General features: G+C 38.0%; 22 protein-coding genes, 1 tRNA gene and 1 pseudogene. 5 read left to right on the top strand and 19 right to left on the bottom strand.

Annotated elements, in window-relative coordinates; all coding sequences use genetic code 11:
• Positions 1–3: 3 nt before the first annotated feature.
• From rpsH to RR062_05525, 19 genes and pseudogenes are all read right to left on the bottom strand, one after another.
• Positions 4–402 (bottom strand): 30S ribosomal protein S8, encoded by a 399-nt coding sequence (gene rpsH / locus RR062_05615; protein MEG2027183.1) that lies wholly within the window; start codon positions 400–402, stop codon positions 4–6.
• 12 nt (positions 403–414) lie between these two features.
• On the bottom strand, positions 415–600 hold the full coding sequence (locus tag RR062_05610) for a type Z 30S ribosomal protein S14 (protein MEG2027182.1): 186 nt from the start codon (positions 598–600) through the stop codon (positions 415–417).
• Positions 601–612: 12 nt separating this feature from the next.
• The gene (gene rplE / locus RR062_05605) at positions 613–1,257 is read right to left on the bottom strand and encodes a 50S ribosomal protein L5 (protein ID MEG2027181.1); all 645 of its coding nucleotides are present in this window, start codon (positions 1,255–1,257) and stop codon (positions 613–615) included.
• 76 nt (positions 1,258–1,333) lie between these two features.
• Positions 1,334–1,669, bottom strand: a pseudogene (rplX, locus tag RR062_05600) (50S ribosomal protein L24).
• Positions 1,670–1,684: 15 nt separating this feature from the next.
• Positions 1,685–2,053, bottom strand: coding sequence for a 50S ribosomal protein L14 (rplN, locus tag RR062_05595; GenBank protein ID MEG2027180.1), 369 nt, complete (start codon positions 2,051–2,053; stop codon positions 1,685–1,687).
• 14 nt (positions 2,054–2,067) lie between these two features.
• Positions 2,068–2,322, bottom strand: coding sequence for a 30S ribosomal protein S17 (gene rpsQ / locus RR062_05590; GenBank protein MEG2027179.1), 255 nt, complete (start codon positions 2,320–2,322; stop codon positions 2,068–2,070).
• Between the two features lie 21 nt (positions 2,323–2,343).
• The gene (rpmC, locus tag RR062_05585; GenBank protein MEG2027178.1) at positions 2,344–2,535 is read right to left on the bottom strand and encodes a 50S ribosomal protein L29; all 192 of its coding nucleotides are present in this window, start codon (positions 2,533–2,535) and stop codon (positions 2,344–2,346) included.
• Positions 2,522–2,953 (bottom strand): 50S ribosomal protein L16, encoded by a 432-nt coding sequence (gene rplP / locus RR062_05580; protein ID MEG2027177.1) that lies wholly within the window; start codon positions 2,951–2,953, stop codon positions 2,522–2,524. Before rplP ends, rpmC begins: the two co-directional genes overlap by 14 nt.
• Positions 2,953–3,609 carry a 30S ribosomal protein S3 gene (rpsC, locus tag RR062_05575; GenBank protein ID MEG2027176.1) on the bottom strand — a complete coding sequence of 219 codons (657 nt, stop codon included), beginning with the start codon at positions 3,607–3,609 and terminating at the stop codon, positions 2,953–2,955. The genes rplP and rpsC overlap by 1 nt, the downstream gene beginning before the upstream one ends.
• Positions 3,610–3,625: 16 nt before the next feature.
• The gene (gene rplV, locus RR062_05570; protein ID MEG2027175.1) at positions 3,626–4,012 is read right to left on the bottom strand and encodes a 50S ribosomal protein L22; all 387 of its coding nucleotides are present in this window, start codon (positions 4,010–4,012) and stop codon (positions 3,626–3,628) included.
• Between the two features lie 11 nt (positions 4,013–4,023).
• Positions 4,024–4,308 carry a 30S ribosomal protein S19 gene (gene rpsS, locus RR062_05565; GenBank protein MEG2027174.1) on the bottom strand — a complete coding sequence of 95 codons (285 nt, stop codon included), beginning with the start codon at positions 4,306–4,308 and terminating at the stop codon, positions 4,024–4,026.
• An 11-nt stretch (positions 4,309–4,319) separates the two neighbouring features.
• Positions 4,320–5,147, bottom strand: a complete 828-nt coding sequence (rplB, locus tag RR062_05560) for a 50S ribosomal protein L2 (protein ID MEG2027173.1) — start codon at positions 5,145–5,147, stop codon at positions 4,320–4,322.
• A gap of 17 nt (positions 5,148–5,164) precedes the next feature.
• Complete coding sequence (gene rplW / locus RR062_05555) at positions 5,165–5,455, bottom strand: 50S ribosomal protein L23 (GenBank protein ID MEG2027172.1); 291 nt, start codon at positions 5,453–5,455, stop codon at positions 5,165–5,167.
• Positions 5,452–6,075: a 50S ribosomal protein L4 gene (gene rplD / locus RR062_05550; protein ID MEG2027171.1), complete on the bottom strand. Its 624-nt coding sequence runs from the start codon at positions 6,073–6,075 to the stop codon at positions 5,452–5,454. The genes rplW and rplD overlap by 4 nt, the downstream gene beginning before the upstream one ends.
• 16 nt (positions 6,076–6,091) lie before the next feature.
• Positions 6,092–6,730, bottom strand: coding sequence for a 50S ribosomal protein L3 (rplC, locus tag RR062_05545; GenBank protein MEG2027170.1), 639 nt, complete (start codon positions 6,728–6,730; stop codon positions 6,092–6,094).
• A gap of 31 nt (positions 6,731–6,761) precedes the next feature.
• Entirely contained in the window at positions 6,762–7,070 is a 309-nt protein-coding gene (gene rpsJ / locus RR062_05540) for a 30S ribosomal protein S10 (GenBank protein ID MEG2027169.1), read from the bottom strand.
• A gap of 743 nt (positions 7,071–7,813) precedes the next feature.
• Positions 7,814–10,675: an EAL domain-containing protein gene (locus tag RR062_05535; GenBank protein ID MEG2027168.1), complete on the bottom strand. Its 2,862-nt coding sequence runs from the start codon at positions 10,673–10,675 to the stop codon at positions 7,814–7,816.
• Positions 10,676–10,831: 156 nt separating this feature from the next.
• A complete protein-coding gene (locus tag RR062_05530; protein MEG2027167.1) occupies positions 10,832–11,935 on the bottom strand; it encodes a GGDEF domain-containing protein in 1,104 nt (367 codons plus the stop codon).
• A 153-nt stretch (positions 11,936–12,088) separates the two neighbouring features.
• The gene (locus RR062_05525) at positions 12,089–13,561 is read right to left on the bottom strand and encodes a M1 family metallopeptidase (protein ID MEG2027166.1); all 1,473 of its coding nucleotides are present in this window, start codon (positions 13,559–13,561) and stop codon (positions 12,089–12,091) included.
• Positions 13,562–13,672: 111 nt separating this feature from the next.
• On the opposite strand from RR062_05525, the gene thpR reads away from it, so the two are divergent.
• From thpR to RR062_05500, 5 genes are all read left to right on the top strand, one after another.
• Positions 13,673–14,218, top strand: a complete 546-nt coding sequence (gene thpR / locus RR062_05520; GenBank protein MEG2027165.1) for an RNA 2',3'-cyclic phosphodiesterase — start codon at positions 13,673–13,675, stop codon at positions 14,216–14,218.
• On the top strand, positions 14,208–15,467 hold the full coding sequence (locus RR062_05515) for an FAD:protein FMN transferase (protein MEG2027164.1): 1,260 nt from the start codon (positions 14,208–14,210) through the stop codon (positions 15,465–15,467). Before thpR ends, RR062_05515 begins: the two co-directional genes overlap by 11 nt.
• Complete coding sequence (locus RR062_05510; protein MEG2027163.1) at positions 15,464–15,958, top strand: NusG domain II-containing protein; 495 nt, start codon at positions 15,464–15,466, stop codon at positions 15,956–15,958. The genes RR062_05515 and RR062_05510 overlap by 4 nt, the downstream gene beginning before the upstream one ends.
• A 76-nt stretch (positions 15,959–16,034) precedes the next feature.
• Positions 16,035–16,553: a Gx transporter family protein gene (locus RR062_05505; GenBank protein MEG2027162.1), complete on the top strand. Its 519-nt coding sequence runs from the start codon at positions 16,035–16,037 to the stop codon at positions 16,551–16,553.
• Positions 16,554–16,898: 345 nt separating this feature from the next.
• Positions 16,899–16,974, top strand: a tRNA-Thr gene (locus RR062_05500).
• The last annotated feature ends 343 nt before the right edge of the window (positions 16,975–17,317 follow it).

The raw sequence follows: 17,317 nt of genomic DNA, 5'->3' as shown, positions 1-17,317 counted from the left end.
CTCCTACCACACATACGCTAATACTTCGCCGCCTAAGTTTTGCGCACGAGCATTTTTGTCTGTCATAATACCCTTAGATGTAGAAACGATAGCTATGCCTAGACCATTAAGTACTTTGGGCAGTTGGTCTGCCGGAGAATATACTCTTAGTCCGGGTTTGCTAATTCTTCTTAGTCCGCTAAAAACTTTTACGCCCTTAGGACCATATTTTAAGGTTATTTTAATTGTGCCTTGTATTTTGTCTTTCTTTTCTTCTACCGCAGTAATATATCCTTCGTCGAGCAATATTTTAGCTATTGCCATTTTGGTATTAGATGAAGGAATCTCTACATCGGTATGTTTAGCTGTTGATGCGTTGCGAATTCTTGTTAGCATATCAGCGATTGTATCAGTTACTACCATTATTCTTCCTCCTTACCAGCTAGCTTTCTTAACACCGGGTATTTCTCCCTTGTATGCTAAGTTTCTAAAACATATTCTGCAAATACCGTATTTACTTAACACTGCGTGCGGCCTACCGCATATTGTGCATCTTGTGTATTTACGGGTACTGAATTTTGCGGGTTTTTGTTGCTTATTTATTAATGCTTTTCTTGCCATTTGTTACCTCACTTACGCCCTAAAAGGCATTCCCATCAGTTGCAACAGTTGCTTAGCTTCTTCGTCTGTTGCTGCTGTGGTTACGAATGTAATATCAAAACCACGAGTCTTTTCTACTTGGTCGTAAACTATTTCGGGGAAGATAAGTTGCTCTTTTACGCCCATTGTATAGTTGCCTCTTCCGTCGAAGGATTTGTCCGATATACCACGAAAGTCTCTTACCCTAGGTAGAGCGATAGACATTAATTTGTCCATAAACTCATACATTCTTCTACCTCTAAGCGTAACCTTTGCGCCTACGTTCATGCCTTCTCTTACTTTAAAGTTAGCTACGGACTTCTTTGCCTTAGTAATAATTGGTCTTTGTCCGCTAATGCTCTTTAATTCGTCAACTGCGATTTGGAAAGACTTAGTGTTGTCTTTACAGTCGCCTAACCCGCAATTAAGGGTTATTTTTTCAAGTCTTGGGACTTGGTTAACGTTAATATAGTTGAAGTGTTTAACCAAAGAGGGCACAACGTTGGTTACATAGTATTGCTTCAATCTGTTTGGCGCAAGTTTCTCGGGCGCTTTTTTAGCTACGGGTTCTTTTGCCTTTTTAGCTGCTGGCGCTTCTTTAACTTGTTCTTTCTTTACTTGCTCTTTCTTCTCAGCCATTTAACTATTCCTCCTTGTTTATTTCTTCTTTAAGTTCTTTAACTGCTTTCTTTTTGGTTGCTTTTTTGGTTGCTTTTTCTTGTTTAACGTCTAGAATTGCTCCGCATTTCTTGCAAGTTCTAACGAACTTTTTGCCGTCTGCCGATAGGGTGTGTCCTACTCTTACGGCTTTTTTGCAAGTTGGGCATACTACGCTAACGTTACTGATATCGATTGGTCTTGGTTTATCTACGATACCGCCCTTTTCCTGCGCCTTGCGAGGACGGGTATGTCTTTTAACGATATTAAGACCTTCAACTATGACTTTGCCATTAGAAGATACTAAAAGCACTTTGCCACGTTTGCCTTTCTCTTTTTCGTCGCCGACTAAAATTTCGACTGTGTCGCCTTTTTTTACGCTATAATTTGCCATTCTTCCTGCCTCCTCTTAAAGTACTTCGGGAGCAAGAGAAACGATACGCATATAGTCTTTTTCTCTTAGTTCACGAGCGACGGGCCCAAAAATACGTGTGCCTCTGGGTTGCTTTTGATTGTCTATGATAACTGCCGCATTGTCGTCAAAACGGATATGAGTGCCGTCTTTACGATTAAGTCCGCTAGCTGTGCGAACGATTACTGCACGCACTACTTCGCCTTTCTTAACTAGACCGCCCGCTGAGGCGCTCTTAACGCTAGCGACGATAATATCGCCGATATTGCCAAATTTTCTAACTGAACCGCCTAATACCTTAATGCACATAATTTCTTTTGCGCCCGAGTTGTCGGCAGCCTTCAATCTTGTAAATGTTTGAATCATTTATAACCGCCCTCCTACTTTGCTCTCTCGATGATAGAAACCAAACGCCAGTTTTTGTCTTTGCTTAACTTTCTCGTCTCGGTAATAAGGACTTTGTCGCCTATACCGCATTGGTTTTCTTCGTCGTGAGCTTTAAATTTCTTGGTTGTGGAAATTGTCTTTTTGTATAGCGGGTGTTTAAATTTATTAACTACCGCAATTACGATGGTCTTGTCCATCTTATTAGATGTTACAACGCCGATTAATTCTTTTCTCTTATTTCTTTCAATAATTTCTGCCATAATATCTCCTTACTTGCCCTCTCTTTCTTTAAGTATGGTCATAACTTTTGCGATGTCTTTTTTGCAAAGGTTAAGCGCCATATTGTTTGTAAGATGTCCCGTAGCATTAGAAAGACGAAGATTGAAAAGTTCCTTTTTCAGGTCTTGCAACTTAATGTTGAGTTCCTCGTTGTTCATATCTCTAATTTTACTCGCCTTCATCTGTCTTCACCTCTTCTTTCTTTATAAACTTACACCTAACAGGCAGTTTATGGCTTGCGAGCCTAAGCGCCTCTCTGGCTTGGTCTTCGGGTATGCCTGCCATTTCGAACATAACTCTACCGGGCTTGACTACCGCAACCCAAAACTCAGGAGAACCTTTGCCTGAACCCATACGAGTTTCGGCTGGTTTCTTGGTAACTGGTTTGTGAGGGAAGATATCTACCCATACTTGTCCGCCACGTTTGATAAATCTTGTCATCGCTACTCTTGCCGCTTCTATTTGGTTACTGGTAATCCAACCGCAATCTAGCGTAGCTAAACCGTATTCTCCGTAGGCAATGAAATTGCCCTTATGCGCTGTACCGCACATTCTGCCACGATGCACACGGCGTCTTTTTACTCTTTTGGGCATTAACATTAGTCATTACCTCCTTTAAGTTTCTTACCTAATATTTCTCCGTTGTAAACCCACACTTTTACGCCTATAATACCAAAAGTGGTCTTAGCTTGGGCAAAGCCGTAGTCGATGTCGGCTCTTAAAGTGTGTAGTGGAATACTTCCTTCGTGATAATGTTCTTTTCTTGCAATTTCTGCGCCGTCAAGTCTACCGCTAACCATAGTTTTAATACCTTTAACGCCTGACCTGATTGCTCTTTGTATACATTGACGCATAGCGCGACGGAAAGCTATTCTGTTTTCTAGTTGTCCGGCTATATTCTCAGCTATTAGTTGAGCGTCTGCGTCGGGTCTTTTAACTTCAATAATGTTAAGAACTATTTCTTTGTTGCCAATAAGTTTAACGAGTTCGGCTTTGATTTGTTCTGCGCCTGCTCCGCCCTTGCCGATTAATACGCCGGGTCTACCCGTTACAATATTGATTACAATTTTACCGTCGCTACGTTCGATATCAAGTCTTGATATAGAAGCGAGGTAATATTTCTTTTTGATATATGTTCTTAAAACGTTGTCTTCTTTAATAAAGGTTGCAAAGTCGGCTTTGTTACAAGTCCATCTACTATTCCAGTCTTTATTAATTCCAATTCTCATTCCTATCGGATTAACTTTTTGTCCCATTAATATCTTTCCCCCTTTAAGCCTTTTGGTCAAGCACAATCGTGATATGGCTTGTACGCTTTAATATGCTATGTGCTCTGCCCTTAGATACAGGTTGGAATCTTTTAAGCACTGGCCCTTGCCCTGTATAACATTCTGCGACATACAGTGTGTCTTTGGCTAACCCTTTGTTTACTTCTGCATTTGCAGCGGCTGAGTTAAGCGCTTTAAGCACAGGTTCGCAGGCAATTTTTGGAGAGCCTTTAAGAATAGCTACTGCTTGAAAGTATGCCTTGCCACGAATTAAATCGAGTACTATGCCTACTTTACTTGGTGACATACGAATATATTTCGCTTTGGCAAAAGGTCTTTTTTCACGGGACTCTGCCCTCTTAATTCCTTTCTCTTTGCTTCTAGTTGCCATTGTTCTCCTCCTTACTTTGTGGCAGTTGTGGTCTTGCTACCGCCACTATGCCCTCTAAACGTTCTTGTAGGAGCAAACTCGCCGAGTTTAAGTCCTACCATATCTTCTGTAATATATACTGGTACGTGTTTCCTGCCATCGTGTACTGCTATTGTGTGTCCTATAAAGTCGGGAAAGATTGTTGAAGACCTTGACCACGTCTTTAATACTTCTTTCTTGCCACTCTCATTAAGCGCTTTTGCTCTTTGCAGTAACTTTTGATCTACAAATGGTCCTTTTTTAGTTGATCTACTCATTTATCTTCTCCTTAATTAACTCTCTTAATAATCATCTTGTTGGACGCTTTGCCTTTCTTTCTAGTCTTATATCCTAGCGCTGGCTTGCCCCAAGGGGTAACTGGGCCGGGATGACCAATAGGCGCTTTGCCTTCGCCACCGCCGTGTGGGTGGTCGCAAGGGTTCATTGCGCTACCACGTACGGTAGGTCTAATACCCTTATATCTTGTCTTGCCGGCTTTGCCGAGATTAACTATTGAATGGTCTACGTTACCGACTTGACCGATTGTTGCGTGACACTTTGTAAGCACAAGTCTTGTTTCGCCAGAGGGCATTCTTAGAGTTGCATATTTGCCTTCTTTTGCCATAAGTTGAGCTGATATACCGGCTGCTCTTGCGACTTGTCCGCCCTTTTCGGGTGAAATCTCAATGTTGTGTATAATTGCGCCAACTGGGATATTTTCAAGCGGAAGATTGTTGCCGTCTTTGATATCTGCTGTTGTAGCCGAGATTATTGTATCGCCTACGTTAAGACCCAGGGGAGCTAGAATATATCTCTTTTCGCCGTCTGCGTAATGAAGTAGAGCAATATTAGCCGAACGGTTTGGGTCGTATTCGATTGTAGCTACTTTTGCGGGAATATCGTATTTGTTACGTTTAAAGTCTATTACACGGTACTTTGTGCGATTGCCTCCGCCGATGTGTCTTACGGTAATCTTGCCCTGAGCGTTACGTCCGCCACTCTTACTGAGCGTTCTAAGTAAGCTTCTGTGCGGGGTAGTAGAAGTAATCTCTTCGTACGTTGGCACAGACATAAAACGGCGACCTGCTGATGTTGGTTTGTATCTTCTAATTGCCATTGTTAAATCCTCCTAAATTAAGCCAAGCTCTCAAAGAACTCTAATGCTTTGCTGTCTTTGGTCAAGTGAACAATAGCTTTTTTCCATTTAGCAGTTAAACCTTGATGTTTACCTTGCCTTTTCATCTTTCCTCTGACGTTTGCGGTGTTAATTTTTTCTACTTTTACGTTAAATATTTGTTCGATTGCATTTTTAATTTCAATCTTGTTAGAACCGACAGCTACCTCAAAGGTATATATTTTGCTTGCTATACCGCTGTAACTCTTTTCTGACAAAACTGGTTTTCTTATAATGTCGTATGGGTTCATACCAAATAGGCCTCCTCAATCTTCTTCATTGCTGACTTAGTCGCAAGTATTGTGGTATTGGCTACCAACTGATATACCCCAACTAATTCGCTAACGCATACTGTCAAACATTCGATGTTGCCAGATGCTCTTAGTATGTCTTGCTCGTTATCTTCGATAATAAGCAAGGTCTTGCTCTTTAACTTAAAGTTAGCAAGAATTTGCGCTACTAACTTGGTCTTTGCCTGAGCAAGTTCAAACTTGTCAAGAACTATTAATTCGTTGTTGGCTACTTTGTAGCTAATTGCGCTTCTAAAAGCGGCAAGTTTGACTTTCTTGTTGAGTTTCTTTTCAAAGTCACGTGGCTTTGGCGCAAAGACTACGCCACCCTTCTTCCATTGTGGAGCACGGATACTGCCTTGTCTTGCTCTGCCTGTGCCTTTTTGTCTCCAAGGTTTAATGCCACCGCCACGAACTTCGCTACGATTAAGCGCACTTTTCGTGCCTTGACGTTGATTAGCTAGGTAGGCTACTACGACTTGGTGTATTAGCGACGAATTATATTCGCAACCAAACACGCTATCTTCTAATTTAACTTTACCGACCTCTTGCGCCTCGGTATTATATACTTTAACTTGCATTTATTATTTTCCTCCCCTAGTTCAATGTTTTAACAGCGTTACGCACGTAGACTATACTGTTTTTTGCGCCGGGGATTGCTCCCTTTATTAGTAAAACGCCTCTTTCTTCATCAACTCTAATTACTTTGAGGTTGAGTACGGTCATTTGCTCGGCGCCATATTGACCGGGTAATTTCTTGCCGGGCATTACTCTGCTTGGCGTAGAGTTTGCGCCTAGCGAACCGACTTGTCTATGAACAGGGCCAACACCGTGAGTTTCTTTAAGTCTGTGATGTCCCCATCTCTTGATTACGCCACTAAATCCGTGACCCTTAGTTGTGCCGGTAACGTCGACTAATTCGCCTACTACAAATGTTGAACATTTGATTACGTCGCCAACTTTCATATTGCTTGCGTCTTGTAGGTCGAACTCTTTAAGAACTTTAAGAGCGCCTGCGTTAGCCGCTTTAAGATGTCCCATTTCGGGTTTGTTAAGATAAGAATCTTTAACTTGCTCAAAACCTAGTTGTACGGCGGAATAGCCGTCTCTTTCTGTGGTCTTCTTCTGTATTATAGGGCAAGGACCAGCCAACACTACTGTTACGGGTACCATTGCGCCGTCTTTCTCGAAGACTTGTGTCATTCCTAACTTTTTGCCTATGATTGCTTTATTCATTGATAAAGTTCACCTCCGTATAAATTGTATATTACTTAATCTTAACATCAATACCAGCAGGCAAATTAAGCTTGGTTAGGCTGTCAATAGTGCGCGCGTTAGGATTGTAAATGTCAATTAAGCGTTTATGCGTTTTTAGTTCAAATTGTTCACGAGCGTCCTTATACTTGTGCGTTGCACGTAGTACGGTAATAATCTCTCGTTCGGTTGGTAGTGGAATAGGTCCGCTTACCTTTGCTCCCATCTCTTTGGCTACGGCTACGATTTTTTCTGCCGAAGCGTCCACAAGGTTGTGGTCATAAGATTTAAGTTTGATTCTCATTTTCTTTTGATCTGCCATTAATGTGTACTCCTTTTAAATGTTTTTATTGAACCGACCGAATAGCCTTTGCAAACAACACAACCGTGTGTGTCATTGGTGGAATAATTATAAAGCGCTTATTTGCGCCCTACTTAGTCTTTTAAGTTGTTAGTTTGCATACTTAAACGCACTTGACAAACTTAAATATATTATCGGTCGACTAGCAGATGGTCTTGCCTTCTGCATTGGTCAGCGTGAGTTTTCTGTTTGCTCAGTAACCTCCCGCCTCTACCCTTTTCCACAGCCTTATAAATATATCACAAATATGCAAGTACGGTCAACTGTTTTTTAGTAGTTTTTTAAGGTTTTTGGTAGTTTTTTTAACTATTTTTACTGTATTTTTAAGTTTTTAGATAGTTTTAATTAAAAACGTATTTTAACCTAAAATAGCTAATAATAAACAAACTTAGCCTAAAATTTAATGTATTAGACTAAGTTTGATTTAAAATAAATTAAAATTAAATTGCGTATATTTTTTTAAATAATGCAAAGAAATATTTTACTGACTTTACCTACAAATAAAATTTGTTAGATTTGTTTTTTAAGCCATTACTATTTAGCTAAAAAATAAGAAATTTTTATAGACATTCTTAAATAATAATGTTTTGTTTTGTCTAATATTTTTACTTATTAATCATTTATTAGTTATTTTTTCTAAATAATTAAAATTTTTCTTCTTGTTATTTTTCGCTTTTTCTAAATAATTAAAGTCTTCCTTCTTGTTATTCGTCGCTTCCTCTAAATAATTTAAGCGTTTCTTCTTTTGAAATAGCTTTTGAAAAATAGTAACCTTGTATGTAGTCGCACCCTGCGTCCCTAGCAAATTCATATTGGTCGTTAGTTTCTATGCCTTCGGCTACTATCTTTGCCCCGATAGCTTTAAGCAATTTGATTATTTCGACTAGAATTGTCTTAGCTTTTGCAAGGTTACTGGTATCTTTAAGGATAAAAAACCCTGCGTCGAGCTTAACTATATGATATTTTAAATCTTTTAAAGCGTTAAGGGACGAATAACCCGAGCCGAAGTCATCGATACAAATTGTAAAGCCTGCATCATTTAAAAGGTCGCCGGTTGTTAAAGCGTTAGAGCGGTCTTCTATCATAATAGATTCGGTAAACTCTATCTCGATATATTTACGGTCAATGCCATATTCGCATAGCACGGCTTCAATATCTCGCACAAAATTGACATTGTTGATGTGTAGCCTAGAAAAATTTACCGATATAGGCAAGAGCTGTTTGCCTTCGTCTGCAAGTTGACGGAGCAACTGACACGTTTGTCTAAGAATAAAAAAGTCAAGCTCGATTACTTTGCCATTCTTTTCTATCAAGTCTATAAACTCTAACGGCGAAATAAACTCTCCGTTGCGACGCCACCTAGCCAAAGCCTCCGCCCCTACGACACGCTTGGTAATAGCGTCAAATTTGGGTTGAAAATTTGCAAATATCTCACCGCTCTTTAAGGCAAAGTCAAATTCCGCCACTATACGAACTCTTCTAAGTCGCATGTTGTGCCTATCTACGTCGTATATTCTAGAATTTTCTAAGGCATTGTGTTTAATTCCGCTTTTTGCAGAATTTGCGTAACTTGCCATATAGCTAATAGCTAACGTTTTATCGGTTATTTTATATATCCCAAACTTAAAATTTACGGCATAACTTTCATTAAGCACAATGAAATTCTCTAAGGAATTATCTAAAACTTGCATTAGTTTGTTAACGCTTAAATCATTGAGCAACAACAAAAAGTGGTCGGCGTAAAGTCGAGAAATAATTTCGTTAGGCTCTAATATACTCTTTATATCGTCGACGACTTTTTTAAGTACGGCGTCGCCTATTGTTATGCCGTAAAGCTCGTTGATGTAACCAAAGTTCTCAATATCAAAGTCAATCATATCGTAATCGCCTTCGATAGTATTTAAAATTTCCCTTGCTTGAACGATAAAACCTTGCCTAGAAAGCGCCGAAGTCAAGTTGTCGCTTCCTAAATTCTTGACCTTTAAAATATTGTTTTTTAGCTTACTAATTAACAACAATATAATAGTTAAAGCGCTAACTAACGAAACTGTAATAATTATCGCCGTAGTTACGGGGGAAATTCTATTTAAAATGGCGAATATAGAATTGTCTTGATATTTGACGGCGTTAGAAACTAGCATATCGCTGACTTGTCCGCTTTTTATATGATTTATCGCCATATTTATCGTATCAAGCGCTTGGGTATCTATACTATCGCTTACGGCTATGCAATAATTATAATATTCGTTGTTTAAGGTTGTAACAATCAATTCTCTATAATTACCACCGCTAACTAATCTACTTGCAATTACCGAGTTAACTATGGTTTGGTCGGCTCGATTGTTTACGACGGCGTCAAGACAGTCAAGAGTGCCTTGACAATGTATTATAGTCTTGCCTATGCCATTGATGCGAGCCGGGTCGTAGTTAGACAAATAGTAGTCAGGTACGGCGGTTCGTTCGCCTAGCCCGTGATTCTTATTCTTAATCAATACCATTGGCAAACGCATATAAAGATTAGATAAATTATAACCTAGCTCGTTAGCTTGTTTGATTGAATAATTAAAATGAGGAATAATATCCGGCTTAATATTGCCTTGTTCAAAAATAAAATCAAATTTAAGTCCGGTAAGTTGCGATAATTCCTTGAAATAGTCGGCGGTAACGCCACAAAGTTCGCCGTTGTCGCCCTTAAATTCGATTGGAATAGCGTTGCTATTACATAAAACCGTAAAGGGTTTGGCTGTCTTGACATATTTATCAAGTTCGTAAGTCAAATGAAATTCGGCGTCGTCGCTTACTAGATATTCGCTAGCTAAACTATTATGCAACGATGGTTTATGAATATTGATTTGTTCAAGAGCGTCGTTGAGTCCGTGCAATATTTCTTTATGCTTTGGGTCAAAACTTGTAACAAAATAAAAATTACTTGGCGCAAAAGTAGCTATGGCTCTAAAACATTTGTCATTTCTAAATCCGCCCATAGCTCCAAGTGGAATTTTCCCTCTTAAAATGTCATTTTTGATGTCGTCCATACTGGTATATTTGATTATTTTACTTGTATCTAACCCTAAACTTTCATAGTATTCGACTAAGTTATCATAATTAGCGTTGTCCTCTACGCCGATAGTTAAACCTTCAAGGTCGGCGGGGTTACCAAATAAAAGGTCGCTCTCGTTATGAACAAATATCGAAGTGCTATCTACGCCGGCGCTATACTGCGGAAAAGCAAACTTACCCTCGTCTTTGCGAGCCTTGGTATCAAAAACTCCGCACATAATGTCTATCTCGCCGGCAAATAATTTTTGGCTTAATTCGTAGAAGTTTTCACATATTACATATTTATATTTCCAACGGGTGTATTGAGAGATAATTTCTAAATATTCGTGAAAGTAACCGCTAGGTTGGTCTACCGTACCGCCCATATAACCCTTAATATTCATCCAACCAATATTGACAACTTTATTTTGAGTTGGCATAGCGTAGACAGAGCTAGGCAAAATAAGAGTACAGCACATTATTATAGATAGGGCTATGGTTATTATTCTAACATTTCTCTTTTGCATAGGTATTCCTTTGCCAAACGGCTAATTAACAGTCGGTGGTAGTAACGGAGATTGTTGTAGAAATAATAGTCAACTAGAAAAAAATATAAGACTAGATTTATTATAAAACTACTGAAAATACTCCCGAGATGCTTAATTTACTGATAACTAATAAAATTAATTTTTTCTGCTTGTTTTTTTGTTTGAATACATAAGTAGGTCGGCTTGCTCAAATAGTTGTTCTATCGACTGCTCTGGACAACCCATCTTATAACCGCAAGCTATTGAAAGCGAGAGCGGTTCTTGTTCAATCGACTCGACGGCGATTGCTTTAAGCTTGTCTAACGCTTGTTGTATTTGCTCTTCTGTCGCTTTATGGCAAACTGCGCAAAACTCATCTCCGCCTATGCGGTATAAGTTGGAAAAAGAAGAAAAACAAGTCGAGATGTCGGCGCAAGCCTTGACTATGACTTCGTCGCCTTTCAAATGCCCGTACTTATCATTTACGCATTTAAGTCCGTTGAGGTCAAACATTATTATGCTAGCGTTTTCTCCGGTCTTGTGAGTAGACAAATAGGTATTAAAGGCTCGCCTATTGTACATCTGCGTTAGCCCGTCGTGTTTATATTGACGAGATTTTAACAAAGAAAAATATAGTGTTAGTACAATCGATACGCACATCCAAATCATTAACACGTCTTTAACTAGGGCTTGGATAAACACGCTTACAAAAATTAGCAAAACTAAAAAGAATAGGAATACTTTTTCGTCGGTATCATATTTCTCGTAAATTGGTAAATTAAAAAATAAAAACACACATAAGCCATATCCCGAAATAATATAGCTAATAAAAATTAAACTTCCGCCTACAAATCTGTTGTCTGCCGAAATGGTAAAGACCCAACCTGTCCACATACTGACTATCATAAGCGCAGCGTAGGCTATTAGGGGAAGATATAGCCACAAGTTGCGTTTGCAAAATGGCTTGGTGAGTAATGCTAGCCAAATAAATACAAGCGGAGTTAATATAAAGTTAATGGTTGAGCAAATTATGCTTAACCATTTAAGTTGAGGCGTAGCGTTAAGAAATACAATGGATAACAGTTCAAAAACAATTATAGTTAGGGTAAGAATTACCACTCGCAAATAGCGCAAGGTAAGTTGGCGTGGCAAAAGAGTATTGACGCTTACCCAGTAAATTAAAAAGCACAATATGCCTATGCCCAAAAAGTCATTGACGATGAAAGACATCATAACGGTGTACTCCAACTTTTTTTTCATTATCTCATAGATTTATTTTAATGTCAATTGATATCCTAATTTGGCATAATTTCAAGTTAAACTTAAAGAATTAGCGTATCTATTTAAGAAATAATTAAAAGGAACAACTAAAAATAGTCGTTCCTTTTAACTTAATTAATTGTCATATTACTATTATTTATTTGGTTTAGCCAAAACATCTTTACCCTCGAAGAAACACTCAAACCACTTAGTCAAATCTGCCCCATATACGCTTGAAAAACAACTTATCATTTCGCTAGGCGTAGCTATTTTCATAAGACAATGGTCGTAATATTTAGCTAGTCCTTTTACAAATTGCTTTTCGCCCATAAGTTTACTAAGCTCGTTGAACATTAAGCAACTCTTGACATAGCTGATAAATGCGTATTCTTGCCCGCTAGTAAATTTATCTAAACTTCTCATTGAAGTATCTACGCTAGTTACATAAGTGCCGATAACGTCAAGATAAGTCGTATAAGAAGCGAGCATATTGTTTAAGATACTTTCCTTTGTTATTTTAAATTCGTCAGCTTGCCCAAAAAACATAGCCGTTGAAAGTTCGGCTAGCCCTTCGTCCATAAAAGGCGAGCTAATTTGGTCGTTTCCCACCACGCCATACCACCATTGATGGGCTATTTCGTGAGCGATGGCTTGCAACTTCTCTTCGCCCAATAAATTAGCGTTGTAATATATTAACGACGGATATTCCATACCGCCATAGCAAAAATCTGTTTGCGCTATTGCAAGCGTGGGATAAGGGTATTTGCCGAACGTATTAGAATAATATTCGAAAGCTTTGCATGCAAGCGACATCGTAACCTGAGCCGATTCGTCGTTAAAATAATAATAGTTAAGCGTTGTTTCTCCCATTTGAGCGGTAAGAACCTTAAATTTTGACGACATAACGAGCGCAAAGTCACGCACGCAATTAGCCTTGTAGGTGTAGGTTGCAGTTTCGCCTTCGATTGACTTATTTGTTTCCCTACCGCTACTAGCAATAATTAAATTTGAAGGAGCAACCAAAGTTAAGGTATAATTAGCAACTTGACTTACAAAAGGGTCGCCTATTGCGTAGTAAGGCGTAGTTTGCCAACCATTGTCAAAATTACAAAGAATAGGAAACCAGTTGCCTAAGTTAACAGTATTTCTACCGTAACCTAAACGGTGATGTATATTCGCAAGCGATATATCATAAATAAGCGCAATAGAAATACTGCTTTCGGGGGCAAGCGGAGTAGCTAAGGGCAAAGAAAGTATTTGTCCTTCTACCGTAAAAGCAACGGGGGAAGAATCTACCGAAGCCGAATCAATCTCTATGTCGCCATAACTGTAACCTTGCGGGTAAGCTTTAACACGGTCTTCGGGCATTATAACCGAAGTAGTAGCGTCTTGTTTATATATACTGGCAAATATATGAAATTTAATATCTTCGAGCGCTTGACTGGTGTTGTTGGTAAACTTGACAATTTGCGCCGCCGATATTATTTGGTCCTTTTGGTTATATGTAGCCGTTATCGTATAAGTGTCTAGTCCTTTACTTATTCGTCCTATGCTGTTACCACACCCGACAAAACAAATACCTATAAGAATAACTATAAGAATAACTGCAATTTTACGTTTTTTCATCTTTATCTCCAATACATTTTTATTTTATTTTATGAAATTCTTTTAACAGATATTCCCCACTTGCAAAGTTGTATTATTTAATATATAATTGTCAATAATAGGAGAAATATTATGAGATTATTTATTGCGCTTAAACTTCCCGAACAAACAGTTAATAATTTAGTAAAAATGCAAGACCAACTTGCTCCCTACAAAAGCAAAGGAAATTTTATCCCACGTCAAAACTTACATATAACTATTAAATTTCTAGGCGAAATATATGCAGATAAATTGTATTCGCTGTATAGTTTGCTTGACTCGGTTAAAGATTACTTGGCAACCACGCTAAGCATACAACAAGTAAGCACGCTTAAAGGGGCTAACATAGTAATCGCTAAATTAAAGTGCGACCAAAATTTGCTTACGCTTGAAAGATATCTTACAAACAAATTAGAAGAATTGCAATTTACAATAGAACACCGTAGTTACAATCCACATATTACTCTTATTCGTCAATATGCCTTCGAACTACCTTTTAGCGAAGTAGTTAAAAATATAACTATATACAATAAACCTTTTGTCGCCGACGAACTCACGCTATATTCAACGCAATTTAACGCTTCGGGCTTAGTCGCTTACAACCCAATCTATTCGGTGAAATTAAAAATTGAAAATTAAATTAATAACCTTTATATTAATAATAATTAGCCTTGCTAGCTGTCTTTTTGGTTGTAACGATATCAACGGCGACAAAGATATCGATAGCGACAAAGATATCGATAGCGACAAAACGCAACTTGCATATACGGCAAAAACCGTAGCTACTCAAAATTACTTCAACACAAATAGCAAGTTGGAGCTTTACGACGATTTTTCGCTAAGCGAAAAGGAACTTAAATTTGACCAAACTTGGATAAAAGTTAAAGAAATATTAAAACAAGTCGAAGACAATATTAGTCTTGCGTATTCTACAAGCGATATTGCAAGATATAACGCCCTTTCTTACGGGCAAAGCGTGGAGATTAGCAAGTTAACCGCAGATATCTTAGAGATTGCCAAAAAAGCTTACAAGGATACCGACGGAGCATACAATCCCACGGTGTATCCGCTTGTAGACTTATGGGGATTTACTCCTAGATTTACAAATAACGCCCAATTTATCAAAGTTGAGGAATACGACCGAGCAAACCGAGAAGCATATTCTACTACTCTGCCTAAGCAAGAATATATTGACGGATTTTGCAAACTAACCGATTTTGATAACGCCATAGTTAGCCAAAACAATAACGTATATACGCTAACTAAAAATTCAAAAGACGTAACCATTAACGGCAAGACTTACAGTCAAAAGCTAGACTTAGGCGGTATCGGCAAAGGTTACGCTTGCGACTTAGTTACTCAACTACTTCAAAAAGAAGGCTATAAATACGGATATTTTTCTTGCGGTAGTAGTAGTATTGCAATTCTTAGTAACTTTGACAAAAAAACACATAAAGCAACCGACTATAAAGTGGGATTTACCGCCCCTAGAAACAATGATTTGCTAAGTAGCTCTTACGCTAATATTAAGACATCTAACAAAGCATTGTCGTCTAGCGGAGATTACGAGCATAAATATATAATTAACGGTTTCAACTATTGCCATATTATTAACCCTGCAAACGGTATGCCTATCAATTCGCCTAACGGCGCCGTTCAACAAGGCATAGCCCTTGTAAGCGTACTGGCTCAAAATAACGCTTATTGCGATTGCTTGACTACGGCTTTATGCGTTATGGGAATAGACAAAGCCAAAGAATTTTTAAGTAAAACCGACTACGAATATTCTATTGTAACTTACAATAGTCAAGAAGAAACATATCAAGTTCACTCAAATATTGACAATTTAAACTTAGTCGATAGCGACTATAAAAAGGTAGAAGAATGAGTCAAAAAACGTTAATCAACGCAAAAAACCAAAAAGTATTTCTACCGCTTGACTTGGTAATTTATGGGGCTATTGCCCTAACTATTGCGCTACTATTTATTCTATTTGTCTTCGCCCCTCAAAAGGAAGCGTTGCAGGGAATAAGCATAATTTATAGCGACCAAAACGCCGAACATACAATATTTACATACGATTTTGAAACAAACAAATATCAAATTGCCGACGACTTTAAAGATAAGGTAAACGTTAAAGCTAGTCAAGACCAATTAAAAGTTACTATTTACTTTTTTGCCAAAGAAAAAACCGAAGTTAATATCTTAATAATCGACACAAAAGGAAAAACAGTTAGAATGCTTGACGCAGATTGTTCTTATCACAAGGACTGCGTAAAAATGCAAATTGCAAACAGTAGGGACACAATTATTTGCGTGCCTCACCATCTTATTATTAAACCCACAAACAGTGATTCGGGTGATATTACACTAGGATAAGCAAAACGGTCAAATGACAAATTTAACTTATTAAATAATATAAATACAATTAAAGCGAATAATTTTTAGAATGAGTATGAGTATAACAACTAAAAAAATAGCCACGCTAGGCATTATTACCTCGCTTGCGCTTATCTCTTTTATGATAGAGGCGTTGTTTCCCCCGCTATTTATCGTAGGGGCAAAAGTTGGAATAAGCAATATTTTTGTGTTGCTTACCTTAGTTATGTTTAATCTTCCGCTTGCGCTAGCCGTAGTTATTGTAAAGACCGTACTAGGTAGCGTATTTGCAGGCAATATAAGTATGCTTATGTATAGCCTAAGCGGAGGAATAGTATCAACCTTAATTTCTGCTTTGTTGCTCTCTACCCTCTACCCAAAAATAAGCATAGTTAGCGTAAGCATATTAAGCGCTGTTAGCCATAATATAACCCAAAACTTAGTATACGTATTAGTTAGCAATACTCCGCTTATGATGTCTTATTTGCCCTACCTTGCCCTTATAGGCGTACTTTCGGGCATAATTGTCGGGCTGACAACTAGACTGATTTTACATATTATTCCGCTAAAAACTTTTCTAAAAGTTTACGAATAAATCTATTTTTCGCTCTAACCACTATACTTTTATAATAGTTAATAGCTTTTTTATTTTTGGTGGTTATCTTATTTTAAAGACTAATATTTGCCTTTTTCAAACTACTTATACAGTAAAATTATTTTTTAAATTGCGTATTATAGAATAAGTTTATTTTTTAAGAGGCGTATTATAATTTACTTAATTTTTAATTTATCTTTTGTTTTAGAGCTTAATTTATTCTTGCTTAAAATGCTAAATGGTTTAAATAAATCAGTTTCAAGCAATAAAACAAAAATATATCAATAAAGCAATAAATATTATTGACTAAGAAGTTAAGTTGTGGCATAATACATTAGCAGTAATGCTGTTGTAGCTCAGTAGGTAGAGCGCGTCCTTGGTAAGGACGAGGTCATGGGTTCGACTCCCATCAATAGCTCCAAAATAGCGTGAGGGTGGTACAAACCGTACTGCCCTCAAACAAAATACATAGATTTGTTTGCAAAATTATTTGCCATATAACCGTTGCTTTAACAAAAAAATTAAATAAATTATGGGGGCGTGGCTCAGTTGGCGCGACGCGTTAAGACAAATTGCCCTTTGGCAATTTGTTAGCCAAAGCGGGGAGCAATTTATAATTGCGACCCGGAAGAGCTTGCTCTACCAACGGCAAAGAAATACAAAACTGGCAATAAAGTAGCATATTATAAAAAAATTAAATAAATTATGGGGGCGTGGCTCAGTTGGCGCGACGCGTTAAGACAAATTGCCCTTTGGCAATTTGT

This window comes from Clostridia bacterium, assembly GCA_036654455.1.
Classification (GTDB): domain Bacteria; phylum Bacillota; class Clostridia; order Christensenellales; family CAG-314; genus JAVVRZ01.
The sequence above is the reverse complement of the archived record's forward strand: the minus strand, read 5'-3'. Positions and strand labels throughout refer to the sequence as shown.